The sequence below is a fragment of the Streptomyces sp. RK9 genome (assembly GCF_045070545.1).
Classification (GTDB): domain Bacteria; phylum Actinomycetota; class Actinomycetes; order Streptomycetales; family Streptomycetaceae; genus Streptomyces; species Streptomyces alboflavus.
Genome location: NZ_CP173703.1, coordinates 3,675,319 through 3,699,421, shown reverse-complemented (window position 1 = coordinate 3,699,421; position 24,103 = coordinate 3,675,319). Strand labels below are relative to the sequence as shown.

General features: G+C 72.9%; 24 protein-coding genes and 2 pseudogenes. 13 read left to right on the top strand and 13 right to left on the bottom strand.

Translation table 11 applies throughout. The features are described 5' to 3' along the window. Positions 1-35: 35 nt before the first annotated feature. Positions 36-398: a MerR family transcriptional regulator gene (locus tag AB6L24_RS15185; RefSeq protein WP_405655740.1), complete on the top strand. Its 363-nt coding sequence runs from the start codon at positions 36-38 to the stop codon at positions 396-398. Here AB6L24_RS15185 and AB6L24_RS15180 read toward each other — a convergent pair. Both AB6L24_RS15180 and AB6L24_RS15175 read right to left on the bottom strand, forming a co-directional pair. After that, positions 395-826 (bottom strand): DUF3995 domain-containing protein, encoded by a 432-nt coding sequence (locus AB6L24_RS15180; RefSeq protein WP_405655739.1) that lies wholly within the window; start codon positions 824-826, stop codon positions 395-397. The two genes, AB6L24_RS15185 and AB6L24_RS15180, sit on opposite strands and share 4 nt — an antisense overlap. A 44-nt stretch (positions 827-870) precedes the next feature. After that, positions 871-1,332, bottom strand: coding sequence for a DUF6463 family protein (locus tag AB6L24_RS15175; RefSeq protein ID WP_405655738.1), 462 nt, complete (start codon positions 1,330-1,332; stop codon positions 871-873). Positions 1,333-1,437: 105 nt separating this feature from the next. On the opposite strand from AB6L24_RS15175, the gene AB6L24_RS15170 reads away from it, so the two are divergent. Further along, a complete protein-coding gene (locus AB6L24_RS15170) occupies positions 1,438-2,004 on the top strand; it encodes a TetR/AcrR family transcriptional regulator (protein ID WP_380853905.1) in 567 nt (188 codons plus the stop codon). Between the two features lie 7 nt (positions 2,005-2,011). Here AB6L24_RS15170 and prcB read toward each other — a convergent pair whose 3' ends face one another. Next, the gene (prcB, locus tag AB6L24_RS15165) at positions 2,012-2,857 is read right to left on the bottom strand and encodes a proteasome subunit beta (RefSeq protein WP_405655736.1); all 846 of its coding nucleotides are present in this window, start codon (positions 2,855-2,857) and stop codon (positions 2,012-2,014) included. Positions 2,858-3,083: 226 nt separating this feature from the next. Here prcB and AB6L24_RS15160 point away from each other — a divergent pair, with 226 nt between their 5' ends. The 3 genes from AB6L24_RS15160 to AB6L24_RS15150 all read left to right on the top strand — a co-directional run bounded on the left by AB6L24_RS15160 (position 3,084) and on the right by AB6L24_RS15150 (position 6,643). Beyond that, on the top strand, positions 3,084-4,580 hold the full coding sequence (locus tag AB6L24_RS15160) for an esterase (protein ID WP_405655735.1): 1,497 nt from the start codon (positions 3,084-3,086) through the stop codon (positions 4,578-4,580). A 334-nt stretch (positions 4,581-4,914) separates the two neighbouring features. Beyond that, the gene (locus AB6L24_RS15155; RefSeq protein WP_405655734.1) at positions 4,915-5,778 is read left to right on the top strand and encodes a family 16 glycosylhydrolase; all 864 of its coding nucleotides are present in this window, start codon (positions 4,915-4,917) and stop codon (positions 5,776-5,778) included. Positions 5,779-5,971: 193 nt separating this feature from the next. Beyond that, on the top strand, positions 5,972-6,643 hold the full coding sequence (locus AB6L24_RS15150; protein WP_405655733.1) for an AIM24 family protein: 672 nt from the start codon (positions 5,972-5,974) through the stop codon (positions 6,641-6,643). Between the two features lie 30 nt (positions 6,644-6,673). Here AB6L24_RS15150 and AB6L24_RS15145 read toward each other — a convergent pair whose 3' ends face one another. Then, positions 6,674-7,942, bottom strand: a complete 1,269-nt coding sequence (locus tag AB6L24_RS15145) for an MFS transporter (RefSeq protein WP_405655731.1) — start codon at positions 7,940-7,942, stop codon at positions 6,674-6,676. A 362-nt stretch (positions 7,943-8,304) separates the two neighbouring features. On the opposite strand from AB6L24_RS15145, the gene AB6L24_RS15140 reads away from it, so the two are divergent. The 3 genes and pseudogenes from AB6L24_RS15140 to AB6L24_RS15130 all read left to right on the top strand — a co-directional run. Then, complete coding sequence (locus tag AB6L24_RS15140) at positions 8,305-8,559, top strand: hypothetical protein (RefSeq protein ID WP_405655729.1); 255 nt, start codon at positions 8,305-8,307, stop codon at positions 8,557-8,559. Then, positions 8,556-9,782, top strand: a pseudogene (locus tag AB6L24_RS15135) (response regulator transcription factor); the annotation flags it as partial. The gene AB6L24_RS15140 and the pseudogene AB6L24_RS15135, both read left to right, overlap by 4 nt. 147 nt (positions 9,783-9,929) lie before the next feature. Beyond that, a pseudogene (locus AB6L24_RS15130) lies at positions 9,930-10,232 on the top strand (winged helix-turn-helix domain-containing protein); the annotation flags it as partial. A 301-nt stretch (positions 10,233-10,533) separates the two neighbouring features. Here AB6L24_RS15130 and AB6L24_RS15125 read toward each other — a convergent pair. The 5 genes from AB6L24_RS15125 to AB6L24_RS15105 form a co-directional block, all read right to left on the bottom strand. After that, the gene (locus AB6L24_RS15125; RefSeq protein ID WP_405655728.1) at positions 10,534-10,716 is read right to left on the bottom strand and encodes a hypothetical protein; all 183 of its coding nucleotides are present in this window, start codon (positions 10,714-10,716) and stop codon (positions 10,534-10,536) included. A 278-nt stretch (positions 10,717-10,994) separates the two neighbouring features. After that, positions 10,995-11,771: a S1 family peptidase gene (locus AB6L24_RS15120; protein ID WP_405655727.1), complete on the bottom strand. Its 777-nt coding sequence runs from the start codon at positions 11,769-11,771 to the stop codon at positions 10,995-10,997. Between the two features lie 495 nt (positions 11,772-12,266). Continuing rightward, on the bottom strand, positions 12,267-13,172 hold the full coding sequence (locus AB6L24_RS15115; protein WP_405655726.1) for an NADP-dependent oxidoreductase: 906 nt from the start codon (positions 13,170-13,172) through the stop codon (positions 12,267-12,269). A gap of 183 nt (positions 13,173-13,355) precedes the next feature. Continuing rightward, the gene (locus AB6L24_RS15110; protein ID WP_405655725.1) at positions 13,356-15,347 is read right to left on the bottom strand and encodes a sigma-70 family RNA polymerase sigma factor; all 1,992 of its coding nucleotides are present in this window, start codon (positions 15,345-15,347) and stop codon (positions 13,356-13,358) included. A 49-nt stretch (positions 15,348-15,396) separates the two neighbouring features. Then, positions 15,397-15,720 carry a YciI family protein gene (locus tag AB6L24_RS15105; protein WP_405655724.1) on the bottom strand — a complete coding sequence of 108 codons (324 nt, stop codon included), beginning with the start codon at positions 15,718-15,720 and terminating at the stop codon, positions 15,397-15,399. Positions 15,721-15,861: 141 nt separating this feature from the next. On the opposite strand from AB6L24_RS15105, the gene AB6L24_RS15100 reads away from it, so the two are divergent. After that, complete coding sequence (locus AB6L24_RS15100) at positions 15,862-16,563, top strand: DUF998 domain-containing protein (protein WP_405655723.1); 702 nt, start codon at positions 15,862-15,864, stop codon at positions 16,561-16,563. Positions 16,564-16,686: 123 nt separating this feature from the next. Here the strand turns inward: AB6L24_RS15100 and AB6L24_RS15095 are convergent, their stop codons facing one another. The 3 genes from AB6L24_RS15095 to AB6L24_RS15085 are packed head-to-tail and all read right to left on the bottom strand — an operon-like array spanning position 16,687 to position 20,045. Beyond that, positions 16,687-17,676 carry a BtrH N-terminal domain-containing protein gene (locus AB6L24_RS15095; protein ID WP_405655722.1) on the bottom strand — a complete coding sequence of 330 codons (990 nt, stop codon included), beginning with the start codon at positions 17,674-17,676 and terminating at the stop codon, positions 16,687-16,689. Further along, entirely contained in the window at positions 17,673-18,503 is an 831-nt protein-coding gene (locus AB6L24_RS15090) for a MerR family transcriptional regulator (RefSeq protein WP_405655721.1), read from the bottom strand. The genes AB6L24_RS15095 and AB6L24_RS15090 overlap by 4 nt, the downstream gene beginning before the upstream one ends. A gap of 60 nt (positions 18,504-18,563) precedes the next feature. Beyond that, on the bottom strand, positions 18,564-20,045 hold the full coding sequence (locus AB6L24_RS15085; protein ID WP_405655719.1) for an amidase: 1,482 nt from the start codon (positions 20,043-20,045) through the stop codon (positions 18,564-18,566). 230 nt (positions 20,046-20,275) lie between these two features. Between AB6L24_RS15085 and AB6L24_RS15080 the strand changes: the two genes are divergently transcribed. From AB6L24_RS15080 to AB6L24_RS15070, 3 genes are all read left to right on the top strand, one after another. Next, on the top strand, positions 20,276-21,316 hold the full coding sequence (locus AB6L24_RS15080; RefSeq protein ID WP_405655718.1) for an alpha/beta fold hydrolase: 1,041 nt from the start codon (positions 20,276-20,278) through the stop codon (positions 21,314-21,316). 59 nt (positions 21,317-21,375) lie between these two features. Continuing rightward, entirely contained in the window at positions 21,376-21,825 is a 450-nt protein-coding gene (locus AB6L24_RS15075; protein ID WP_405655717.1) for an SRPBCC family protein, read from the top strand. Positions 21,826-22,009: 184 nt separating this feature from the next. Beyond that, the gene (locus AB6L24_RS15070; RefSeq protein WP_405655716.1) at positions 22,010-22,579 is read left to right on the top strand and encodes a TetR/AcrR family transcriptional regulator; all 570 of its coding nucleotides are present in this window, start codon (positions 22,010-22,012) and stop codon (positions 22,577-22,579) included. Positions 22,580-22,642: 63 nt separating this feature from the next. On the opposite strand, the gene AB6L24_RS15065 is transcribed toward AB6L24_RS15070, so the two are convergent. Beyond that, positions 22,643-23,362 (bottom strand): SDR family NAD(P)-dependent oxidoreductase, encoded by a 720-nt coding sequence (locus AB6L24_RS15065; protein WP_405655715.1) that lies wholly within the window; start codon positions 23,360-23,362, stop codon positions 22,643-22,645. A gap of 70 nt (positions 23,363-23,432) precedes the next feature. Here AB6L24_RS15065 and AB6L24_RS15060 point away from each other — a divergent pair, with 70 nt between their 5' ends. Beyond that, positions 23,433-24,086, top strand: coding sequence for a MarR family winged helix-turn-helix transcriptional regulator (locus AB6L24_RS15060; protein ID WP_405655714.1), 654 nt, complete (start codon positions 23,433-23,435; stop codon positions 24,084-24,086). The last annotated feature ends 17 nt before the right edge of the window (positions 24,087-24,103 follow it).

Genomic DNA, 24,103 nt, shown 5'->3' with positions numbered 1-24,103 from the left:
GATGTCAGATTCAAGCCCGGAAGGCTCGGTGGGACATGCGGATCGGTGAACTGGCGCGGCGCACCGGCGTGAGCGAACGCTCCTTGCGCTACTACGAGAAGCAGGGGCTGCTGGCCGCCGAGCGCACGCCGGGCGGCCATCGCGACTACGCCGAGGACGCGGTGGACCGGGTCATCCGCGTCCAGGAGCTGTTCGCGGCGGGCCTGTGCAGCTCGAAGATCGTCCGGCTGCTCCCGTGCATGCGGGACGCGGACGGCGGCCCCTCCACGATCGCGACCCCGCACCTGGTCGCCGAACTGAGCGCCGAGCGGGACCGCATCAACCGCATGATCGGCGACCTGGTCCGGTCCCGCGAGGTCCTGGAGGAGGTCATCGACGCGGCGTCCGCGCCGGTCTAACGCCTGCTCGCGGCCACCGCGACGACGGCACCCAGGGCGGCGAGCGCCACGCACAGCGGCGAGTACAGGACCGTGTTCCACTGCCGGAACTCCGCGGCCGCCCCGGCGTTCATGAAGTATCCGCCAAGACCTCGGGCGAGCAGCACCGCCGTCAGGCCGTACATGCCCGCGAGGCGCAGCCAGTCCGGCCCGACCGCCGGGATCGACCCGTTCACCATCAAGGTGAGCGCGGCGCCGCCGATCAGCAACAGGCCCACGACGACGGTGCTCGACGCCGACGGCATCACGCCGTCGTCGCTGCCGCCGATCGTCCTGGTGAACGTCATCGCGTCCCTCAACGGCCAGGGGGAGAACGCCCAGACGAAGTGCAGCAAGCCGATCGCCGCGAGGACGACCGTCAGCACCGCGGGGACCACTGTGCGGACCATGAGTGAGTTCCTCCGACTCGAAGTGGCGCTCGGACAGGCGGACTTCAGCCCTCGGCGGCCTCGGGCCGCTCCGCGCCGGGACCGCGCGCGGCCAGGACGAGCAGCAACCCGACCGCCACCAGGGCCCAGGCCGGCGAGGCGGGAAGCAGGGCGGCGAGGACCGCGCCCCAGGCGGTCATGGCCCAGCCGAACGCGGCGGGCACCCGCGCCCCTCGCTGCGCCGCCCACAGCACGAAGGAGCCGAACAGGAGCACCGGCACGCCGAAGCTGGCCGGCCCGACCCAGAAGGCCTCGGAGTAGGCCAGGTTCTCGGACGTGACGTCCAGCGAGATGGTCCGCCACGGCCCCTGCTCGAAGATGTCCGACCAGACGGCCCGCTTGTCCAGCGGCGCCACGACGATGTGGATCGCGCCGAAGGCGACAGCGATCCAGCCTGCCGCCCGCGCGAGCTTCGGCCTGGTCGGATTGTTCGGACGTGACGTGCGCGTGGTACGTGGAAGTGCCATGACTGCCCCCATCCACCCTCGTCTATACGGGGTCGTATAGACACGACTCTAGCACCCATCTATACGATGTCGTATAGATGGGTGGCCGAAGGAACGGAGCAGATCATGGCGGTGGCTCGCACCCCGCGTCACAAGTGGATCGACGAAGGACTGCGCGCCCTCGCGAGCGGGGGCCCGGATGCCGTCCAGATCGAGTCGCTGGCGAAGGCCCTCGGCGTCTCCAAGGGCGGCTTCTACGGGTACTTCGCCGACCGGCGCACCCTGCTCGACGAGATGCTCGAGCGCTGGGAACGCGAGGTCACCGTCGACGTGGAGGCACACGTCGACATGCAGGGCGGCGACGCGAAGACCCGGCTGCGCAACCTCTTCGCCGTCGTCGACACCGGTGACGGGCTCGACCCGGCCATCACGACCGACCTGGCGATCCGCGACTGGGCCCGCCGCGATCCGGCGGTCGCCGCCCGCGTCCGCCGCGTCGACAACCGCCACATGGACTACCTGCGCTCGTTGTTCCGCGCCTTCTGCCCCGACGAGGACGAGGTCGAGGCCCGCTGCCTGATCACGTTCTCGCTGTACATCGCCGACCAGTTCACGTTCGCCGACCACGGCGGGCGCAGCCGCGCCGAGGTCCACGAACTGACGACCCGATGGCTGCTCCGCTCACCGCGCTGAGCGGTGCTCAGAGCACGGCGGCCCGCGGTCCGTCCGGCGTCTCCAGGCGGCCTTCGACCACCGTCCTGGCGATCTCCGCGACCTCGCCCTGCGGCAGTTGCCGGTAGCCGTCCGCGGTGACCAGGGCGACGCGCGGGAACAGACGGCGCGTCAGGTCGGGGCCGCCCGTCGCCGAGTCGTCGTCCGCGGCGTCGTACAGCGCCTGGACGGCGGCGAGGACGATGTCCCGCTCGGACATGCCCTCGTGGTAGAGCTTCTTCAACGAGCCGCGGGCGTACACCGATCCCGACCCGGTGGCCGCGACGCCCCGCTCCTCGCTGCGCCCGCCGGTGACGTCGTACGAGAAGATCCGGCCGACGCCCTTGGCCAGGTCGTACCCGGCGAACAGCGGGACCACGGCGAGGCCCTGCATCGCCAGGGCGAGGTTGCCGCGGACCATGGTCGTGAGGCGGCTCGCCTTGCCGACCAGGGACAGGGCCGTGCCCTCGATCTTCTCGTGGTGTTCCAGCTCCAGTTGGAAGAGCTTGACCAGTTCCACGGCGAGCCCGGCGGTCCCGGCGATCGCTATCGCGGAGTGGCCGTCGGCGGGGAAGACCTTGTCGTACTCGCGGTGGGCGATGACGTTGCCCCTCGTGACCCGCCGGTCGCCCGCCACCAGGACGCCGTCCGCGTACGTGGCCGCGACGATCGTGGTGCCGTGCGGTGCCTCGAAGCCGTCGTGCGCGGCGGGCAGGGCGCGCCGCGCGGGCAGCAGGTCCGGCGCCTGCTCGGCGAGGAAGTCCAGGAAGGACGAGGTCTCGGCGGCCATGAAGGCGGCCGGGAGACCTCCCGAACCCTGTGGGTCTGTGTGCATGCGCGCCCCTCCCGAGCAGCCCGACGCGTCCTGAGGCGGACCCTACCCCCCGCCCTCAAGACCTGAACCCCGAGCGGGAGTTGCGGGCGGCCGCCCGGTGAACCCGCGGCGACATCCCGTACAACCCTTCCGGTCCTGCCGCGGTCGAACAGGGCGCCGGACGAGGAACGGGCCCTTTCCGGACACCCCCGCGCCGCCCGGCCACCTTCCCGCACAGGAGTCGCTCGTGCGCAAGAACCGTTCCGCCGCCGTCGCCGCGGCCTCATTCCTTCTGCTCTCGGGTGCGGCCGTCGCCGCCGCGCCCGCCGCCGTCGCGGGCACCCCCGGAGGCACGCACGCCGACGACCGCAACAGTGACTTCGACGGCGACGGATACGAGGACGTCCTGGTCGGCGCGCCCGGCGCGACGGTCAGCGGCAAGAAGGGCGCGGGTCTCGTCACCGTGCAGTACGGTTCCTCCAGAGGCATCGGCACCAGCGACGTGGCGCGGTTCAGCCAGTCCACGGCCGGTGTCGCGGGCGCCGCCGAGGCCGCCGACGGCTTCGGCACGGCCGTCGCCACCGGCGACCTCGACGCCGACGGCTACGACGACGCGGTCGTCGGCATCCCGGGCGAGGACATCGGCGACCAGGCGGACGCCGGCGGCGTCGCGATCCTGTGGGGCTCCAAGGAGGGCCTCAAGGGGGCGGCGAGCGACTGGCTGCAGACCCAGGAGCCCACCAAGGGCGAGAAGTTCGGGTCCGCGGTGACGGCCGCGCGCCTCACCGGCGACACCCCGGGCGACGTCCTCGCCGTGCTCGACCGCGACGACCTCGAACTCTTCGTGTACGACGCGGCACCGCAGGCCCGCGCCGCGGCGCCGCTCAAGCGCCTCGCGACCGAGCGCCTGGCATCGGGGCGCACGGCCGCGCGCGCCGAGGAGCGCCACATCCTGCCCAAGTCCCTGACCACCGGCGACTACGACGACGACGGCTACGCCGACCTCGTGGTGTCCGGCGTGACCGTCGGCGACGAGGAGCCCGGGCACGGCTGGTCCGCCTACTTCAAGGGCGGCGCGGACGCCATCACGCACCAGGGCGACCTGCGCGGCGGCCCGGCGGCCGCGTCCGGCGACATCAACGGCGACGGCTTCGACGACCTGGTCACGGGCGAGCCCCACTCCCCCGACGACGGCGGCGAGACGATGACCGGCGGCCTGGTCGGCGTGCGCTACGGCTCCGCCGAGGGGATCTCGCAGGACGTGAAGTGGTGGACCCAGGACGCCCCGGGTGTGCCCGGCACCGCCGAGCGCGGGGACGGCTGGGGCGCCGACCTGTCCGTCGCCGACACGGACAAGGACGGCTACGCGGACGTGGCGATCGGCGCGCCCGGCGAGGACATCGGCACGGTCGCGGACGCGGGCGCGGTGTGGGTGCTCCGCGGCACGGCCGCCGGGCTGACCGGGACCGGCGCCAAGTCGTGGGACCAGAACTCCGCGGACATCCCCGGCGCCGCCGAGAAGGGCGACAAATGGGGCGCCCAGGTGCGCCTGACCGACCCCAACCGCGACGGCCGCTTCGGGCTGCTCGCGTCGGCGCCGGGCGAGAACACCGGCGACGGCGTGGTGTGGGTGCTCTCGGCGGGCGCGGGCGGGGTCACGGCCGCCGGGTCGTGGACGTACGGGGCGGGATCGCTCGGCGCGCCCGCGCAGGACGCGGCGTTCGGGGCTGCCGTCGACGAGTGAGCGACCGCGAGTCCCTCGCGGCAGCGGGGGTACGCGGAGAACGTGCCCGTTCACGGCCGGGGCAGCGGCCGTGAACGGGCGCGCCGAAGGGGCCGACGGCGGCGAACGCCGTCGGCCCCTTCGGCAGTTGGTCCGCACCAACGCCTTGACGGCCCCTGCGCACCTGCCTTAAATCAAGCAGTGAAGAAACCGTCGCGGAGGATCGCGTACCGCGTTCAACTCTCGACGTGATCTTGTCATGCACGCGACTAGCGGCATGCCCGCGACCGCACCGCGCACCACCACCATGCCCCCCACGGCATGCGTGCCCGCTCCCCCCACCCGAAGCGATGTGATGACCGTGTCCCTCTCCTGGCGCCGCCGCGCGGCGCTCTGCGCACTCTCCCTGGTCTGCTGCGCCACCGCCGCGACCGCCGCCCCCAGCGCCGCCGCCGCGCCCGAGCGCGAGCGCGAGAACGCTGCCCTCGCCTTCTCCGACGACTTCAACGGCCCCGCCGGGTCCGGCGTGGACGGCGGCAAGTGGCAGGTCGAGACCGGCGACAACGTCAACAACCACGAGCGCCAGTACTACACATCGGGCAACAAGAACGCGAAGCTCGACGGCCAGGGCAACCTGGTCATCACCGCCCGCAAGGAGAATCCCGAGAACTACCAGTGCTGGTACGGCCGTTGCGAGTACACCTCGTCCCGGCTCAACACCGCGGGCAAGTTCACGTCGACGTACGGCCGCGTCGAATCGCGCCTGAAGGTGCCGCGCGGCCAGGGCATGTGGCCCGCGTTCTGGATGCTGGGCGCCGACATCGGCAACGTGGGCTGGCCGAACTGCGGCGAGATCGACGTGATGGAGAACGTCGGCAAGGAGCCGAACACGGTCCACGGCACGCTGCACGGCCCCGGCTACTCCGGCTCGGGCGGCATCGGCGCCGCGTACTCCCTGCCGAACGGCGAGGCCTTCGCGGACAAGTTCCACACCTTCGCCGTGGACTGGTCGCCGAACAAGGTGACCTGGTCGGTCGACGGGCACGTCTACCAGACCCGCACCCCGGCCGACCTCGGCGGCAAGCAGTGGGCCTTCAACAAGCCCTTCTTCCTGATCCTCAACCTGGCCGTCGGCGGCTACTGGCCCGGCGATCCGGACGGCAGCACGACGTTCCCGCAGACGCTGACCGTCGACTACGTGCGCGTGACGACCGGCTGACCGCGACGGGTCCCCGGTCCCGCACGGGCGCCCCCTCGCACGGGCGCCCCGCCCCGGAAGAGCGCCCCGCCTTAAGTAGAAGCGCCCCTGGCCGAAAGTCGCGGCCGGGGGCGCGCCGGGCGCGACCCCGGTCCGGTGGACATGCGCCCCGGGAGTCTTGGCGGGGCACCCCCGCACGGGGCACGATGCCCGCATGAAGAGCGACCTTTTCTCCAAGGACCACGTGGCGCAGCCCGCGACGGCGCCCGGCATGAGCCTGCACAACTCGAAGTCCATCCGGTACGCCGTGAGCGGCGAGATAATGGCGCGCCAGGGCGCGATGGTCGCCTACCGCGGCAACCTGCAGTTCGAGCGCAAGGGCCAGGGCGTCGGCGGGATGCTCAAGCGCGCGGTGACCGGTGAGGGGCTGCCGCTGATGTCCGTGAAGGGGCAGGGCGAGGCGTGGTTCGCGCACGAGGCGCAGAGCTGCTTCGTCGTCGACATCGAGCAGGGCGACTCGCTCACCGTCAACGGCCGCAACATCCTGTGCTTCGACGCCTCCCTGTCGTACGAGATCAAGACCGTGAAGGGCTCGGGGATCTCCGGCGGCGGGCTCTTCAACAGCGTGTTCACGGGGCACGGGCAGCTGGGCCTGATGTGCGAGGGCGAGCCGCTGGTGATCCCCGTGTCGGCGCAGGCGCCGGTGTTCGTGGACACCGACGCCGTCGTCGGCTGGACCACCAGCCTGCACACGTCGCTGCACCGCTCGCAGTCGATCGGTTCGATGATCCGCGGCGGCTCCGGTGAGGCGGTGCAGCTGAAGCTGGAGGGCGAGGGCATGGTGATCGTCCGCCCGAGCGAGGCGACGCCGCACAAGCCGCAGTAGTACGGCGGTCGCCCCGCGCCCGTCGGCCGCTCAGCAGCCGACGGGCGTCGTCGGGTCCGCCGACGCGGTGGGCGCGGTGGGCGCGGTGGGCTCCGGTGTCTGCCGGTCCTCTCGCGACAGCCGCGTCCGCAGCACCGGCAGCGCGCACAGCGTCAGCAACAGCGCGACGGCGCCCGCGACGAGCGCCACCGAGACCCCGGCGGTGGCGCCGAAGCGGTCGTAGACGACGCCGGTGACGGCCGCGCCGATCGCCACGCCGCTCTGCAGGCCCGCGATCATCCAGGTCATCGCCTCGGTGAGCTGGTGCTCCGGCGTCACGCGCTCCACGATGCCCATGATCACCACCATGGTCGGCGCGAAGAACACCCCGGCGAGGAACACCACCACGCACATCCCCACCACTCCGTCGACGAGCAGGAACGGCAGGGTCGTGAGGGCGGTTCCCGCGACCCCGACGAGCAGCAGGCGCGGCAGCGGGACGTTCCACTCGCGGGCTCCGAAGAGCAGTCCGGACAGGCCCGAGCCGATCGCGTAGACGGTGAAGACGAGGCCGCCGAGCGACTTGTTGCCCTGTTCCTCGGCGAACGCGAGACCCATCGTGTCGACCATGCCGGGGATCGCCCCGCCGCAGAGCAGCACGAGTGCGAGCAGCAGCACCGGCGCCGAGCGGATCACGGAGGTGTCGCCGCCGCTCGCGGCGCGCGGCCTGACGGGCGGTTCGGTGCGCTTCTGCGGTACGAACAGGGCGACGCCCACGACCAGGAGGACGGCCGCGAACAGGGGTGCGGCCTGCGGGAACAGCGCCGTGGACAGGACCACGGCGAGCGCCGGGCTGATGACGTACGTCAGCTCGTCGACGACCGACTCCATGGAGTACGCGGTGGTGAGCCGCGGGGTGCCCCGGTAGATCTCCGTCCAGCGCGCGCGGACCATCGCGCTCATGCTCGGCATCAGGCCGGACAGCAGGGCGAAGAGGAACAGGGTCCAGCTGGGCGCGTCGGCGGTGGCGCAGAGCAGCAGCGCGGCGAGGCCGAGCACGCTGACGCCGGTGGCGAGCGGCAGGACGCGGCTCTGCCCGCGCCGGTCCACGGCCTTGGACACCTGCGGGCCGAGGAAGGCCATGGAGAAGGTGAAGGTGCCCGCGACCAGGCCGGCCAGGGCGTACTCGCCGGTCGTCTCGGACAGCATCGTCAGGATGCCCATGTGGGTCAGGGGCAGTGGCAGCCGGGCCAGCAGACCGGCGGAGCTGAACGCCTTCGTCCCGGGGGCGGTGAAGATCTCTCGGTACGCGTTTGCCATTGGTCGTCCTGTCGGTGGAATCGGCCCTCGGCCCGTGCGGGCATGCGCGGTCACCCGGTGTGCGCGGCCCGCACGGACACCTACCGGGACTATCGTTCCACTTTCTATCACGCCCGGCACGGGCCGACCATCGGCGCGCACATCCGACGGGCAGACCTTCTCCAACTGGCCCCGGCGCTACGTTGATTGCGCTTTCTTGCCGGTGGACGCGTTCTGGGGGACGGTGGGCGAACCACTTCAGGTGACGGGGACGTACACACCTCTCAGCTCCTCTCGCACGACGCACGGCGACTCGTGGATCCACCGCGTGCGCGTCGCGACAGCCCGCGATGGCCGCGGTCGCTGTCGAGAGGAGGTGACCGATGTGCCGAACCTCGGAGCCGGGCGGGTCGGGCACGGACACGGAGGGCGAGGAACCCCCCGCGTCGGACCCCGGAACGTCCACGAGGTGGGATCCGCGGAGGGTGAACTCGTACTGGACGGGGCTGCGGGCCGTGTTGTTCGTCGTGGACACGGTGGCGGCCCTGAGACAGCACGAGGCCCTTGCCCAAGGGGCAAGGGTCCTCATCGCGGTGGGTGACATGATCGTCGACGCCGGCAAGCACGAGCGGTCATGAACCCGGGGGGCCTGGTCGCCAGGAGGCGGTCGGGCCCTCCGCATCCAGGAGACCACGGACCGTCGGCCTCGGCCAAGGGGCGCTCTCCCCCTTGCACCCGATGGGCCGTCACAAAAACGGGTTTCGTGTCATGCTCGCGATCCGTTCGTAGAGAGGGCCGCGTCATGGGGACGGCAGACGGCGAGTGCCAGGAGTGCGGCGGGCCGTTGCCGCCCGCCTCCGGCACGGGCCGGCCGCGCCGCTACTGCTCGGACGTCTGCAGATCGGCGGCCCGGCGGTCCCGCGACCGGCGGCGGAAGTCCGCCGACGCCATCGCGTCGCGCCGGTGCGCGACGGACATCGCCGGACGCCGCTGCGAACGGGACGCGCGGCACGTCCTGGTGGTGCGGGGCACCGAGAGCCAGGTGTGCGCCGACTGCCGCGAACTGGCCCTGGCGTTCCTGGTCAACAGCGGAGTGCCCGGCTCCGCGGTCGAGGTGCGCCCACTGCCCGGGTACGTGGCCGAACGCGCGCCGGACGAGGGAGCGACGGCGGTCGCGCCGCCACCGGCGCCGGCCACCGCCGAACACCGCACACGCGTGCTGCTCATCGAGGACGATCCGTACGTCGCCGCGGCGCAGGCCGCGGTCCTGGCCCGGCACCGCTACTCCGTCGTCCACAAACTGTCCGGCTCCGATGGGCTTCGCGCCGCGCAAGCCGAGCGGCCCGACCTGGTGCTCCTGGACCTCGGGCTCCCCGACATGGACGGCTACGAGACCCTGACCCGGCTCCGGACCGTCAGCGACGTGCCCGTCATCGTCGTGACGGCCCGCGCCGACCTCCGGTCACGCCTGCACGGCTTCCACCTGGGTGCCGACGACTACGTGGTCAAGCCGTACGCCTCCGCGGAACTCCTCGCCCGCATGGAGCGCGTCCTGCACCGCACCGCGCCGAAACAGTGGGTGGACCACGTCTACGACGACGGCCTGCTGCGGCTCGACTCCCAGAACTTCGTGGCCGCCGTGGCCGACGCGCCGCTGCGGCTGACGCGCACCGAGTTCCGCGTGCTCGACCTGCTCGTACGGAACACGGGAGTCGTCCAGCCGTTCCGCAAGCTGCTCGCGCGTGCCTGGGACGACCCCGACGGGCGGGACACCGACAAGGTCAAGTTCACCATCTCGCGCCTGCGCGGGAAGCTCGACGCGACGGTGGTCGGCAGCGAGTCGATCGTGTCGGCCCGAGGCGTCGGCTACCTCTACCGGGCGCCGGGGCCGACGGCGCCCGGCACTCCTGCCGCGCCCGAGTCCCCCTCGCCCCGGCCGGGGTACGGGCACGCCGGCCAGGTGCTCAGCATCCTGGAGTCGCAGGACCCCGCCGCGGCCGGAACCGCCCCTGAGGCGGCCCTGCGGTTGGGCCCCCTGCGCATCGAATCGGCCGCCCAGCGGGTCAGCGTGGACGGATCGGTGGTCGAGCTCGCCCAGAAGGAGTTCGACCTGCTCACCCTGCTCGCCCAGCGCCCCGGCACGGTCGTCCGCCGGGAGGTGCTCATCGCCGAGCTGTGGCGGGCCGAATCGCCGGGCACCGCCCGCGCCCTGGAGGTGCATGTCGCCTCGCTGCGCCTCAAGTTGGGGGTGCGGAACCTGATCGAGACCGTACGCGGTGTCGGCTACCGGCTCGTCGTGCCGGCCGCGTAGCACGGGGGGCAGGGCGGGGCCCCGGACCGTGGTGTCGGCGCCGGGCTCGGCGGCCTCACGCGGCATACCGGCCACCTCGCCCTCGAAGCATCCGACTTGCTGGACTCGTTCCATGAACTCGCCGTCCAGTGTGGGCACGAGGTCTGGGCGCCGGAGCTCGTCCCACTGATCACCGACAGCCGCATCCCGCCGGTCCTGAGCTCCCTCCGCACCCTGCCGACCGGTCTCAACCGGGACACGAGGGCGCCCTCGCCCAACGGCCCTCTGCTGGAAGCCCGTTGGACGAGGGCGCGCGGTGCGCCTACTGCCGGGTGCGGCCGACGGCCGCGCAGACAGCCGCTGCCGCGGTGATCCATTCGGGGGTCACCCCGGCGCACGCGAGCACGATCACCACCGTGATCACGGTGATTACGACTACGTGCCACGCGTTCGCGCCGTGTGCCTGGCCGCCATCAGGGGCATCCACACACTGAGGTACGGTCACGTACTTCTCCTTCCGGGTTCGCCTGGTTGGCGTGGCTCCCTGGTGCGGGCTGGTTGGGAAGCCGGTGTCCCGCACCAGGGGGCTTCGGCGTTTCGCCGTGGTGTGTCCATTCCCCTCGGGCTGAGCGAGTAGCCGTGACCTAACCCACGGCGCCGCAGCATTGGGGGCGCACAGAACCACGGTGACCGTCATCTGGACGTGACGACGCGCCGTCCGAACCCGGTGAGTTGATCCGAGCAGCCTCCTGGGGCGCGTGCAGACTGCGGGGACAAGGAGCCCTACACGCCGGCGATCTGCTGGATCCAGGCGCGGCTGCGGGTGATGTCGGTGTAGCCGCTCCAGCCTCCCGACGGCTTGGGGCCTACCGCGCTGACGCCCGCCTGCACCCAGCGGCCGGACGGGCTCCACACCATCAGCGGTCCGCCGGAGTCGCCGCCCGCGGTGGTGCCGTTGCCCGCCCCGAAGCACAGGACCGCGGGACTGGCGGGGGTGCAGTTGGTGCCGGTCATGGCGCCCCGCGCGTACTTGAGCCTGGTGGGCAGGGGGCCGCCCCAGTCGGCCCGCTCGGAGCCCCAGCCGTACACCTCGGCCGTCTGGTTCCGGACGATGTCGCCTGCGCCCGCCAGCGGGGAGTAGGCGGTGTTCACGTTCCGGTCCAGTTGCACGAGGGCGATGTCGTTGCTCGGCCAGTTGTAGTCGGGGTGCTGGACGACGTGGACGGCCTGTGCGGTGGTGCCGCCCTGCGTGCGGTCCAGCGAGCCGATCCGGACGAGGGGGCGGTCGCCCGGGCGCACACAGTGGGCGGCGGTGAGCACCCAGCGCGGGGCGATGAGGGTGGAGGTGCAGCGGTGGTTCGCACCCCCGAGGGACGCGATGGAAGGCTTCTGCTGGGTGACGAACTGGCCGCCGACGATGCGGGTGCCGACGGAGCCGGGTGCGGCCGCCCGGCCGCCGTCGCTGTCGGCGGCGGCCGGTACGGCGAGCGCGCTGGTGGCCAGTGCGGTGAGCGCCGCACCCAGCAGTGCCCGGCGGCGTATGGCAGATCGCTCTCTCATGGCTGTGCTGCCTTTCGGTGGGGGTTGACGGTGCGGTGCTCGCTGCGGGAGGTGTGAAGTTTCCCTGACGGCACGTCAATTCGATTTGCGGCCATGTGCGTTCGATGTCCGGACACACGGAAGTACGGACACCCGCGGATCAGGCGCGCAGCCGCACCGGGGAGCGGTTGGGGGGACGCGGACCGCGCCGGTAATCAAAGCCAGCCTTGGATGTCATGCCCTCGACATCCTCTGGCATATAACATTTCACACGTCACACGACAGCAGGAAGTCCCGTACGCCAAACAGTTTCTGACGGGACATCAGGGCTGCGCCGGACATCTCTCCCGGGCCTTCGCCGGGCGGCGGCCCCGCACAGCGGTCCGGCGGGAGCGCGGCGCTAGGGCCGCGTGAGGTTGACGGGCGGTTCCGCGGAGGGACAGGCGGATGCGGATCACGCTACTGACGGCGGCGCGCCCCTGCCGTCCGTTGGATCCTTCCGTGGGCGGGGCGAGGTCAGACGCGGACCACGATCTTCCCCCGTGTGTGTCCGCGCTCCGCGTACGCGTGCGCTTCCGCGATCTGCTCGATGGGGTAGGTCCGCTCGACGCGCGGTGTGTAGCGGCCTTCCCGGCCGAGTTCGCCCGCTTCGGCGAGGAGTGTGGAGTCGTTCTCGGCGTTGGCCGGCCATACGCCCAGGCGCTGCGCGTTGGCGTGGTCGGCGATCGTCGACACACGAGCGGGGTCGCCCACGATCGCGACGAGGTCGGCCAGGGAGCCGGAGGCCGCGGTGTCGAGCGCGACGTCCACACCGTCCGGGGCCAGCGTGGCGAGGCGCTCCGCGAGGCCGGTGCCGTAGGTGGTGGGAACGGCTCCGAGCGACGTGAGGAACGCGTGGTTGCGCTCGCTCGCCGTCCCGATCACGGTGGCGCCCCGGGCCACCGCGATCTCGACCGCGGCACTGCCCACGCCCCCGGCGGCGCCCTCGACGAGAAGGGTGCGCCCCCGCAGCGGACCGAGCGCCTTCAGCCCGCCCAGCGCGGTCACGGACGCCAGACCGGCACCGGCGGCCTCCTCGTCGGTCCACGCGGCGGGCGCGTGCGCCCAGGCCGAGAGCACGGCCAGCTCCGCCGTCGCGCCGGTGACACCCCCGAGCCCGAAGACGCGGTCGCCGACGCCGACCCCCCGCACCCCACCACCGACCTCGTCGACCACACCGACAACCTCACGCCCCGGAATCGCGGGCAGATCCACGGGGAGCACCTCGCGCACCGCGCCGGAACGCACCTTCCAGTCGACGGGGTTGACCCCGGCCGCCGCGACGCGGACGCGGATCTCGCCGGGCCCGGCATGCGGGTCCGGCACCCGCTCGACCACGAGGGTCTCCACACCGCCGTACTGGTGATACCGGACTGCGCGCATGACGTTCCGCCTTCCACACGGCCCGAGTCGGCCGTACGTGAGATCAGTGGGGTGAAGGGCCGGCGAGCGCCGACGCCCCCACGCTAAAAGCTGACGTCGGCGTCAGGTGCAAGTCGGACGGGCCGCCGGCTGCTCTCACGTGCGGTGAGGCCAACTCCCCCCTCCGCTGTTTCCGCCGTTCCGTCAGGAACCCTGCGGCTTGAGCCTGCTGAGGGTGTAGCCCTGGGCGGCCGGGTCGAGCGACTTGGTGGTCTGCTTGAAGAGGTACTCCGCCCGTTCGTACGAGAGCCTGCGGCGGCCGGTCTGCGGGCACAGGTCCGCCGCGGCGGGCGTCCGGGCGGGGGCGGGGCGGCGGTCGGCGAGGAACAGCGGGCCCCGGGTGCGGCCGGACAGCAGGGCGGGCAGCAGCCGGGCCGTGCCGGAACGCCAGGACACCCAGGTGCCGCCGGTGCGGGCGCGGCGGTCGTCCAGGTCCAGGTCTTCGACGTTCAGGGACAGGACGGTCGTCACCCCGGCCCCCGACTCGTGCAGGAGCCACCACAAGGTCCGTTCGCGCAGCGGCAGTTCGGTGCGGCCGAAGAGGGCGTCGAGTTGCGTCCGTGCCAGCGGTCGCGTGGCGCGCCCGGATCCGGTGCGCCGTTCGATGCCGACAGTGAGGTCGTCCAGGTCGGCCCAGGCGCAGAACGAGCGGACGGCCGAGCGGTGGCGGTTCCACGTCGTGGCCGCGGCGTCCGACCAGGTGGCCGCGAACACCTGCGCCACCTGCTGCGGGGGCATGGAGTGCAGGGGCTGCCCCTCGCCCAGGGCGCGGCACAGGCGGCGCAGCGTCTGGGCGTAGGAGCGGAGGGTGGGGGCGGTGAAGTCGTCGCACTTCAGGAAGTCGTGGGCCGCTTGCCCGAGCGTGGGGCCGGAGGTGTCGGCGACGGTGATCTCGTCGGCCCTGCGGAGCAGGAAGGCGCGCTCGGCGACGTTCCGGGTGAGCTGGGCGGCCCGTTCGAACTCGCGGCGGGCCTCGGCGGACCGGCCAAGGCGGAGCAGGAGGTCGCCGCGGACTCCGGGGAGCAGGTGGTAGTCCCGCAGGGCGGGGTCCGACGTCAAGGCGTCGACCAGGTCGAGGCCTTGCTGGGGGCCGTGCGCGTGCGCGAGCGCCACGGCCCGGTTGAGCTGCACGACCGGTGTCGGCAGCAGTCGCGCGAGGGCCTCGTACAGGGACGCGATCCGGGCCCAGTCGGTGTCCTCGGCGGATGCCGCCTGGGCGTGGCTCACGGCGATCGCCGCCTGGAGCACGTACGGGCCGGGTGCGGCACCGATCTCCCGGGCGCGCAGCATCGCGGTGAAGCCGCGGCGGATGAGCAGTTGGTCCCAGCGGCCCCGGTGCTGCTCGTGCAGGGGGATCGGCTCCCCGGAGGGTCCGGTGCGGGCGGCGGAGCGGGACTGCTGGATCTCCATGAGGGCGACCAGGCCGTGCACCTCGGCTTCCCGCGGGGCGAGTTCGGCGAGGAGCCGGCCGAGGCGCAGGGCCTCCAGGGTGAGTCCGGGGCGCATCAGGTCGTCGCCGGACGTCGCCGCGTAGCCCTCATTGAAGATCAGGTAGATGACTTCGAGCACCGATGCCAGGCGCTCCGCGAGTTCGGCGCCCGGGGGCAGTTCGAACGGCACGCGCGCGTCGGCCAGGGTGCGCTTGGCGGCGGCGATGCGCCGGGCGATCGTCTGCTCGCCCGTCAGGAAGGCCCGGGCGATCTCTCCGGCGGTCAGGCCGCCGAGCAGGCGCAGGGTGAGGGCCAGGCGTTCCCGGGTGGGGAGCAGCGGGTGGCAGGAGATGAACATCAGCCGCAGGACGTCGTCCTGCTCGTGGTCGCGCTCGCTGTCGGGGCCGGGCTGCCGGTCCTGGTCGTGGGCGAGGTCGTGGGCGAGCTGCTCCTGCTTGCGCTCCAGGCGCCCGGAGCGCCGGATGTGGTCGACGGCCCGGCGCTTGGCGATCGCGAGGAGCCAGGCAGCGGGGTTGTCGGGGACGCCCGCGGCGGGCCACTGTTCGAGCGCGGCGACCAGCGCGTCCTGTGCCAGTTCCTCGGCGAGCGCGACATCGCGCACCATCCGGGTCAGCGTGGCGATGATCTTGGCCGACTCCAGCTTGAAGACCGCGTCGACCGTGCGGTGCGTGTCGGTCACGGGCATGACGGCACCGCCTCCGCCGGTCGGTGACGGAGGCGGCGCCGTCGGCCGGTCACTGGCTGAACACCTGCCGGATCTCGCTCTCGCCGTCACCGACGATCCTGCGGAACCGGCGGGCCAGCTCGACCGCCTCCTCCTGCGAGCGGGCCTCGATCAGCGCGAAGCCCACCACGGCCTCCTTGGCCTCGGTGAACGGCCCGTCCGTCACCGTTATCTCGCCGTCGACCGAGGTCAGCCGCAGGCCGCCGGGCTCGAGGCCGCCGGTGGCCAACAAGGCTCCGGAGGCGGTCAACTCCTCGATGAACTGGCCCATCTCGGCGAACAGGCTCTCGTCGGGGGTCCTCGAAGAAGCCTTGGTCGTCATCAGGTAGCGCATGGCCGTTCCCTTCCACTGCGGGCTGCTGTCACGCCTCCACGTCGTACAAGCTTATGTGACAGGGAATTGCACCGTTCCCTGTCACATCGCCGGATCGACGTGAAGGCAGGAACAGCCGACGAACCGGGAAAGGCCCTCGCCATGACGACCACTCAGATCACCGCCCGCGCCGCCACCACGAGCGCCGCCACCTCCTCCCCCGCCCCCTCCACGATCGCCTCCGGCCCTGTCCGCGCCCTGCTCGCCGCCGGAGCCGTCGCCACTCCGCTGTGGACCGTGGCGGCGGTGACCCAGGCCCTCACCCGGGACGGCTTCGACCTGACCCGGCACCCGTTCAGCATGCTCGCCAACGGCTCGCTCGGCTGGATCCAGATCGTCAACTTCCTGGTCGTCGGGGCGCTGTTCATCGCGGCGGCGGCCGGCCTCCGCCGTGCGCTCCACGGCGCGACCGGCGGCATCTGGGTGCCGCGCCTGGTGCGGGTCGTCGGCGTCGGGATGGTCGCCGCGGGCGTCTTCGTCGCGGACCCGGGGGACGGTTTCCCCGCGGGCACCCCGGCCGGCAGGCCGGAGAGCATGAGCTGGCACGGCACGCTGCACCTCGTCGCCGGGTCGGTGACGTTCTTCGCCCTGATCGCGGCCTGCCTGGTCCTGGGCCGCCACTTCGGCCGCGCCGCGGACCGCCGCTCGGCCGTCGCCTGCCGCGCCGCCGCGGGGGCGGTCGTCCTCGGCAACGGGTGGGCGATGAGCGGCGGCCCGGCGGGCTCGCTGACCCTGGCGGTCGGGGTCATCGCGGGGATGGGCTGTGTCTCCTGGATCGCCGCCCGGTACCGCAAGGGCCTGTGACCCCGGGCGGAGCCGTCGGTTCGACACCCTGGACACCCCGACACCCTGGACACCTCGACACCCTGGACACCTCGACACCCTGGACACCCCGACGCCCCGGACGCCACGGCGCCCGGGGCGCCCTCATGCCCCCACGCGCGTCAGTGCCTCCATCGCCTCGCGCTCGACGCGCGCGAGCTCGTGGAGCAGGGTGCCCGCCTGCGCGAGGCACTCCGCGCCGCCGGATTCACCGGCTTTCTTGATCAGCGCTGCGACCTCCGTCCACCGGTCGGCGGCCTCCGTGTACAGCCCGAGGCCGGTGCGCAGATGGCTGTCGTCGAGCAGGTCGGCGCACTCGGCGAGGAAGTCGCGGTAGAGGTTGCGGAACAGGGCGCCGCCGGTTCCGGCCTTCTCCATCAGGAGGGCGGCCCGCGGCAGGTCGCGCCGCGGGTCGTCGGTGCGCCGGAACCAGGTGGGGACCAGCTTGCCCGCCTTGTCGATGCCCCGGTGGCCGAGGTTGGCGATGGGCGGGTGGAGGAAGGCGTCCGCGCAGGCGGTGATCGCCGGGACGATCCGGTCGCGCGGGGAGGGCGGATTCCGTGGCGCGGTGAGGGTGAAGGAGCGGTGCTTGGCGGTCATCGGGCCGCGCGCGGCCCTGGCGTCGGCCAGGCTCGTCAGGCTGGTGGAGACCGCTCCGCCCTGCTGTTCGGTGTCCACCAGGTACGCGACGCGGTCGTCGTAGCCGTACAGGGCGACGACATGGCCGCCGAAGTGCGCCTTCGCCCCGAAGTACGCCAAGTAGTAGCTGTCGAGCTGCAGTCCGACGGGGTGACCGGCCTCGACGGCTGCCACCACGTTCTCCCAGCCCTTGCGGGGCGAGGTGGTCTCCCGGACCGTCAGGTCGAGGCCGAGACGGGTGGCCAGGTTGCGGGTGAGGTCGAACGGCTTGACCCGTCCCCCGAGGAAGGGGAAGCCCATGTTCTTGCTGTCCCAGTAGACGAAGGACAGACCGGAGCCGAGGCCGAAGAGCATGGGCTCGGACAGATCGAGCCCCTGGTGCCGCAGCAGCACCCCTAGGGCCGTCGTCTCGCAGTGCTGCGTACCGCGCGCGTCGACGCCTGCCACCGTGGTCATGCCGTGCTCTCCTCGACGCCGATGATCAGCCGGGTCCTCAGCTCGTCCTGCGGTGCCTGCGCCGGTCCCCCGAGATAGGCCTCACGCGCGGGCGCCCGTGGCCGCAGCCCGCGCTCGTGAACGGTGGCGAAGAGGGCGTGGTACGCCAACGGCAACTGGGCGTAGGGCCCGACGTGCACCGTCTCGGCGACGAGCCCGCCGGGCAGCACCTCGCACTCCAGGCCGGGCGGCGCCCCGCACTCCGGTCCTGGCGACTCGGCACCCTCCCCCAGCTGGGCCCCGACGGCGATCTCCGTCCGCGCTTCCAGGTCCAGCGGGTACAGGCCCCACAGCGGCGGCTCCCACGCGACCCCCGTCCCGCCGAGCCCGGCAAGCAGCCGCCCCACGCACTCCCCGACCCGCTCCCCGATCTCCGTGGGAGCGCAGACGGCCCGCACCACCGCGAGCCGCCGCTCCGGCTCCCGGCCCGTCGTCACCTCGTAGCCGGGCAGCCCGCCCTCGGCGAGGCGCTCGAGGAGCTGCAGCCGGAGCTGGTCCCTGCTGATCCGCTCGGCCAGCCGCTCGCCCTCGGCGCGCAGGATCTCCGCCCGGGACTCCGGCTCGGCGGACAGGGCCCGGGCGATCACGGCCAGGGGCAGGTCCATGTCGCGCAGGAGGGCGATGGTCAGGGCGTCACGCGCCTGTTCGGGCGCGTAGAAGCGGTAGCCGGTGACGGCGTCCACGCGGACCGGGGCCAGGAGTCCCGTCTCGTCGTAGTGCCGCAGCTGCTTGACGCTGAGCCGGCACAGGCGGGCGAAGCGGCCGATGGTGAGGAGTTCGTCTCGCACGCCACCATGGTGGACTCTCCCACCGTGGGAGAGTCCAGCACCGCCCGCGTCGGCCCGGTCTCAGAGGTTCGGCCGCTCCCGGCCCCAGGGCGCGGCCGACTCCAGCTGCGCGGCGAGGGCGAGCAGCATGCCCTCGCCGCCGAGCGGCCCGCCGAACTGCACGCCCAGGGGCAGGCCTTCGGGGGTGCGGTACAGCGGTACCGACATGGCGGGGCGGCCGGTGATGTTGGCGAGCTGCGTGAAGGGGTTGGGCGCGAGATTCTGGACCACGGCCTGCCGCCACAGCTTGGTGCGGCTGAGCCGGCCCGCCACGCCCGCCTTGAGCAGCGCCTTGCCGACCTGCCGGGTCGGCCAGGGCGTGGCGAGCTCGCCGATCTTCACGGGCGGCCGGGCGAGGGTCGGGGTGAGCAGGATGTCGTACGTCTCGTGGAACGCGGCCAGCTGTCGGGCGTAGGTGTTCCAGCGCGCGTGCCGGACGGTGTGCTCGACCGCGCCGAGCGCGCGGCCCGCGGCGGCGAGGAGCCGGGTGTCCAGCTCGAACTGGTCGTCGTCCGCGCCGGTCCTGTGTTTCAGCTCGGCGAGGGTCGCGGCGTTCTCGGCGGCGTACATGGCCATGAAGTCGTCGGCCATGCGCAGGCCGTCGACGACGGGTTCGGCCTCCTCCACGTCGTGGCCGAGGCCGACGAGGAGCTTCACGGCCGTGTCGACTGCCTCGACGGCCTCGCGGGACACGGGGGTGCCGATGGGCGAGCGGGTGCTGACGCCGACGCGCAGCTTGGCCGGGGTGCGCAGGGCGAGCTCGGCGTAGGGCGCGTCGGGGCGTGCCGCGAGGTACGGGCCGCCGGGGTCGGCGTGGGCGGTGAGGACGTCGAGGAGGGCCGCGCTGTCGCGCACGGTGCGGGAGAGGACGCCGTCGCTCGCGGCGCCCGAGAGGAGTTCGCCGTACGCGGGGCCCGCGGGCACCAGGCCGCGGCCCGGCTTGAGGCCGAAGAGCCCGCAGCAGGCGGCGGGTATGCGGATCGAGCCGCCGCCGTCGTTGGCGCCCGCGGCCGGGACGATGCCCGCGGCGACGGCCGCCGCTGAGCCGCCCGACGAACCGCCGGGCGTGTGGCTGAGGTTCCAGGGGTTGCGGGTCGCCCCGCCGGCCTCGGGCTCAGTGATGCTCTTGATGCCGAACTCAGGGGTGTTCGTCTGCCCGAAGATGACGAGCCCGGCGTCCAGCCACCGCTGCACGGGCTCGCTGTGGCGTGCCGCGACGAGCCCCTGGGCCGCGCGGGAGCCGCGTCCGGTGGGGCGGCCCGCGTAGTCCTGCATCAAGTCCTTGATCAGGAACGGCACTCCGGCGAAGGGCCCGGCCAGCGGGCCCGCGGCGCGCTCGCGGGCGACGACCGGCATCGGGCGCACGATCGCGTTGATCCTGCCGTTCACCTCGTCGGCGCGCGCGAGGGCCGTTTCGAGGAGTTCGGCCGGTGTCACCTCGCCCCGCGCCACCAACTCGGCGAGCCCCACTGCGTCGTACGTCGCGTAGTCCCGGTAATCCACCGCGCACCCCACTGACTTGGCGTCAAGAATGCACCGGAGCGTAGATCGTCGGTGCGGCGAGCGGCAACGGGGCCGGGACGGGGCCGGCGCCTGCGTACGCCCGCACGCGAGGCGTGCCGCCCGGGACGAGGAGGCCGATCGGGCCGTCTTGCGGAAACCGCAAGATTGCGTGCCCGGTCGTGGGGTGCCTGGCAAGACTGCGTGCATCCCCACCTGAGGAGCCCTGCCGCATGAGCACAGCACCACGGCCGTCGCCCCACCGCTTCCGCCGGACCGCGTACACGACGGCGACCGTCCTGCTCGCCCTCCTCCTGACGATCGCCACCGCGGCCTGTGCCCCACCGACGACGGACGACGCGGACAGGGCCGTTCCCGCGTACGCGGCCGCCACCCACGACGATCCCGGGTTCCAGAAGACGTTCCGGCACAAGTTCGCCGACGTCGACGGCGTCCGCATGCACTACGTGACCGGCGGCAGCGGCCCACCGGTCGTGCTGCTCCACGGCTGGCCGCAGACCTGGTACGGCTGGCGGCGCATCATGCCGGAACTCGCCGAGCACCACACCGTCTACGCCGTGGACCTGCCCGGCCTCGGCGACAGCACCGGCCGGCCGACCGGCTACGACAAGGCCACGCTGGCACGGTACGTGCACCGGCTGATCGCCGGCCGGCTCGGGATCCACGACGCCCGGATCGTCGGGCACGACCTCGGCGCCGCGGTGGCGTTCCAGTACGCAAGCCGGTTCCCGAAGGACACCGCGCGCCTCGGCTACCTCGACCTGCCGCTGCCCGGGCCCGCGGTCGACGCGCCCACGTACCGCTCCCTGAGCTGGCACATCGCCTTCCACTCGCAGCGCAAGGTCCCCGAGGCGGTCGTGGGCGACGACGTCCGCGACTATCTGGCCCTGTTCTACCCCCAGGTCGCGTTCGGCGGCACGGCGTTCGGCGGCACCTCCCGGCGGTCCCCGTTCACCCGCGCGGAGATCGACGAGTACGCACGGACCTACCGCTTGCCCGAAGTCCTGTCCGGCGGCTTCGAGCTCTACCGGGCCCTCGACAAGGACGTGCGGGATACCGTGGCCGCGCGACCGACCCGGGTCCCGGCCCTGGTCATGACCGCCCAAGGCCAACTCGACGCGATCCGGCGCACCGTGGCCCCCCGCATGACCAACGTCGTACGGGCGGTGGACGTGCCGAAGGCCGGGCACTGGCTCGTCGAGGAGAACCCCCGGTTCGTCACCGCCGAACTCTTGCGCTTCCTCGACGGGTGACCACACCGCCGAACCCGTCAGGGACACCCGCCCCCACCCACTCCCAGGAGCCTTCTCTCATGCACAAGTACGACGTCACCGTGACCACCGCCGCCTCGCCGGAAGTCGTCTGGAGGCTGCTGGTCGACGCGAGGACCTGGCCGGAGTGGTCCAAGGTGGACAGCCTGGACACCGAACGGTCGGCGGGCCTCGACCCCTTCGGCGACGACGGCGTCGGCGCCGTCCGGGCCTTCCGGACGGGACGCACCGTGACCGGGGAGCGGATCACCGAGAAGGTCGAGCACCGCCTCCTGGCCTACGAGGACGCGTTCAACACACCGATCCACAACCTGAGCGCACGCATCGAACTGGAGCCGACAGCGAGCTCGGGCACCGTCATCCACTGGCACGGCGAGTACGAGACGAACTGGCTGATGGGCCTGATCATGCCGCGCTACCTCCAGAAGTTCATGCAGGGCATGGCGGACGGACTCGCCCGCCACGCCGAGCGGCAGAAGCCGACCGGGTAACGTCGGCGGGAACGGGTCATGGCCGACCCGCATCTGTGAGCAGTGGAGAGCCACCCTGAACGAGACGGGCACCGACACCAGTACGGGAACGACGGCCGGCGCGGAACCGGCGGCCGGGCCGGACGGCGCGGCGGGAGCCGCGCGCAAGGCCGCGCCGGACCTCGGGCGGACGGAGGGGGCGGCCGTGACGGACGGCCGCCGTGTCAAGGGCGAACGCCGCCGCCGGGCGCTGATCGAGGCGACCGTGCGGGTCATCGCGCGCGACGGCGCCGCCGGGGTCACGCACCGCACGGTGGCCCGCGAGGCGGAGCTGCCGACGACCGCGACGACGTACTACTTCAGCAGCATCGACGCGCTCCTCACCGCGGCGCTGACCCAGTGCATGGAGGAGGACTCGGCGCGCATCGAGGCGCTGGCCGCGGCGCCGGGAGACAGCGTCACCAGGCGCCGGTCCCTGGCGCTCCTGATGGCGGAGATCCTGACGCCGCCCGGGCATCTGCTCGCCGAGTTCGAGCTGTGCCTGCTCGCGGTGCGCCGCCCCGAGCAGCGCGCGGCCACCCGCCGCTGGAAGGAGGCCCTGGCCGCCTTCGCCCGCGCCTTCACCGACGACCCCCTGCGCGTGAAGCTCTTCGCGCACGCCTACGACGGGCTGCTCCTCCAGGGGCTGCTCGACGACGAGCCGCCCACGGCGGACGAGTTCGAGGAACTGCTCCGGGAGCTGCTGCCGGATCCGGCGGCGGGCGGGGACTCCTAGGTCCCCTCCCGCGCACCCCGGGCGCGGCCGTGGTCCGGTGCCCGGGCGGACCGGCAGCTTGGCTCAACGGGTCGCGCGGGCCCCGCCGTTGACGTGCAGGACCTGACCGGTGATGTGGCGGGCCGCGGGGGACGCGAGGAAGGCGACGGTGCCCGCGATGTCGGCGGGCGCCCCTGCGCGGCCCGTCGCGGTGGCCGCCACCAGCTGCTCGCGCCGCTCGCCCGGGAGCTTGTCGCGGAAGAACTCGGTGTCGGCGATGTAGCCGGGCGCGACGACGTTGGCCGTGACGCCGCGGCGGCCGAGCTGCTGCGCCAGGTCGATGTTCCAGGTGGCGAGGCCCGCCTTGGCGGCGCCGTAGGAACCGGCGCCCTGCTCGGCGGCGATCGAGCCGATGTGCACGACGGCGCCGCCGTCCGCGAGCCGGTCCTCAAGGGCCTTGGTGGTGAGCGCGGCGCTCACCAGATTGGCGTCGAGGTTGGCGCGGAAGTCGCGGGCGTACGAGGCCAGGTCCGTCTTGCCGTCGGCGTCGAAGGCGATGTTCCCGCCCGCGTTGTTCACCAGGACGTCGATCCGCTCGGGCAGCTCCGCGAGGAGCCGGGTGAGCGCGGCGGGGTCGGTGTGGTCGCAGACCGCCGTACGGACTCCGGCCTCGGCGGCGAGGTCGGCGAGCGGGCCGGGGCGGCGGCCGGTGACGGTGACGCTCTCGCCCGCCGCCGCGAAGTGCCGTGCGATCGCCCGGCCGATGCCCGTGCCGCCTCCGGTGACCAGGATGGTGCGTGCCATATGCTGAGCTCCGAATCGATCTCGTATAGGTCTAAATTTAGGCCTCAACATAACACCGGGGAGCAGCACGATGGCAAGGGAACCAAGGGCGGGGCGGCACCCCGACGGCCCTGACGGCACCACCGGCACCGACGACGAGGGCCCCGCGGACGACGGGAGCGGCGTCGACGACGGCGGCGCCTCGGCCGAAACGGCGCGGGCGCACACCGCTCAGGGCATCGCCGCGGCCTGGGAGCGCGAGCGTCCCGGCACGCCCGTCTCCTCCATCGGGATCCTCACGCCCGTCTGGCAGTTGGCGAAGCTGTTCGGCGACGACCGGCGCCGGGTGCTCGCCCGCGCGGGGGTGGACGCCGCGACCCTCGACCTGCTCAGCGTGTTGCGCCGCAGCGGGCCGCCGTACACCCTCAGCACCCGTGAGCTGGGGCGGCGTTCGCTGGTGACGGCGGGTGCCGTGTCGCAGCGCGTGGCCCGCGCGGAGCAGGAGGGCCTGGTGACCCGGGGGCCCGCCCGCGGCCGGTCCCGCACGGTCCTCGTCACCCTGACCCCGGCCGGGCACGACCTGGTCGAGGCGACCGTCGACCAGGTCCTGCACCGCGACGCCGAGCTGGTCGCGGGGCTCACGCCCGACCAGCAGGCCCAGCTCACGGGCCTCCTGGCGGTCCTGCTCACGGACGTGCAGCGGCGGCTCGGCGACGACCGGATCGGCCACGTCGGGGACCGGTGAGCGCCGGGCCCCCGTGG

Bases quoted from the DNA above. Each gene is read 5' to 3' on its own strand.
- AB6L24_RS15080 (WP_405655718.1), top strand. From the start codon at position 20,276: ATGAGCACAGCACCACGGCCGTCGCCCCACCGCTTCCGCCGGACCGCG.
- AB6L24_RS15060 (WP_405655714.1), top strand. From the start codon at position 23,433: ATGGCAAGGGAACCAAGGGCGGGGCGGCACCCCGACGGCCCTGACGGC.
- AB6L24_RS15155 (WP_405655734.1), top strand. From the start codon at position 4,915: ATGACCGTGTCCCTCTCCTGGCGCCGCCGCGCGGCGCTCTGCGCACTC.
- AB6L24_RS15150 (WP_405655733.1), top strand. From the start codon at position 5,972: ATGAAGAGCGACCTTTTCTCCAAGGACCACGTGGCGCAGCCCGCGACG.
- AB6L24_RS15140 (WP_405655729.1), top strand. From the start codon at position 8,305: ATGTGCCGAACCTCGGAGCCGGGCGGGTCGGGCACGGACACGGAGGGC.
- AB6L24_RS15175 (WP_405655738.1), bottom strand. From the start codon at position 1,332: ATGGCACTTCCACGTACCACGCGCACGTCACGTCCGAACAATCCGACC.
- AB6L24_RS15075 (WP_405655717.1), top strand. From the start codon at position 21,376: ATGCACAAGTACGACGTCACCGTGACCACCGCCGCCTCGCCGGAAGTC.
- AB6L24_RS15115 (WP_405655726.1), bottom strand. From the start codon at position 13,172: ATGCGCGCAGTCCGGTATCACCAGTACGGCGGTGTGGAGACCCTCGTG.
- AB6L24_RS15170 (WP_380853905.1), top strand. From the start codon at position 1,438: ATGGCGGTGGCTCGCACCCCGCGTCACAAGTGGATCGACGAAGGACTG.
- prcB (WP_405655736.1), bottom strand. From the start codon at position 2,857: ATGCACACAGACCCACAGGGTTCGGGAGGTCTCCCGGCCGCCTTCATG.
- AB6L24_RS15185 (WP_405655740.1), top strand. From the start codon at position 36: ATGCGGATCGGTGAACTGGCGCGGCGCACCGGCGTGAGCGAACGCTCC.
- AB6L24_RS15065 (WP_405655715.1), bottom strand. From the start codon at position 23,362: ATGGCACGCACCATCCTGGTCACCGGAGGCGGCACGGGCATCGGCCGG.
- AB6L24_RS15100 (WP_405655723.1), top strand. From the start codon at position 15,862: ATGACGACCACTCAGATCACCGCCCGCGCCGCCACCACGAGCGCCGCC.
- AB6L24_RS15120 (WP_405655727.1), bottom strand. From the start codon at position 11,771: ATGAGAGAGCGATCTGCCATACGCCGCCGGGCACTGCTGGGTGCGGCG.
- AB6L24_RS15180 (WP_405655739.1), bottom strand. From the start codon at position 826: ATGGTCCGCACAGTGGTCCCCGCGGTGCTGACGGTCGTCCTCGCGGCG.
- AB6L24_RS15145 (WP_405655731.1), bottom strand. From the start codon at position 7,942: ATGGCAAACGCGTACCGAGAGATCTTCACCGCCCCCGGGACGAAGGCG.
- AB6L24_RS15110 (WP_405655725.1), bottom strand. From the start codon at position 15,347: ATGCCCGTGACCGACACGCACCGCACGGTCGACGCGGTCTTCAAGCTG.
- AB6L24_RS15095 (WP_405655722.1), bottom strand. From the start codon at position 17,676: ATGACCACGGTGGCAGGCGTCGACGCGCGCGGTACGCAGCACTGCGAG.
- AB6L24_RS15105 (WP_405655724.1), bottom strand. From the start codon at position 15,720: ATGCGCTACCTGATGACGACCAAGGCTTCTTCGAGGACCCCCGACGAG.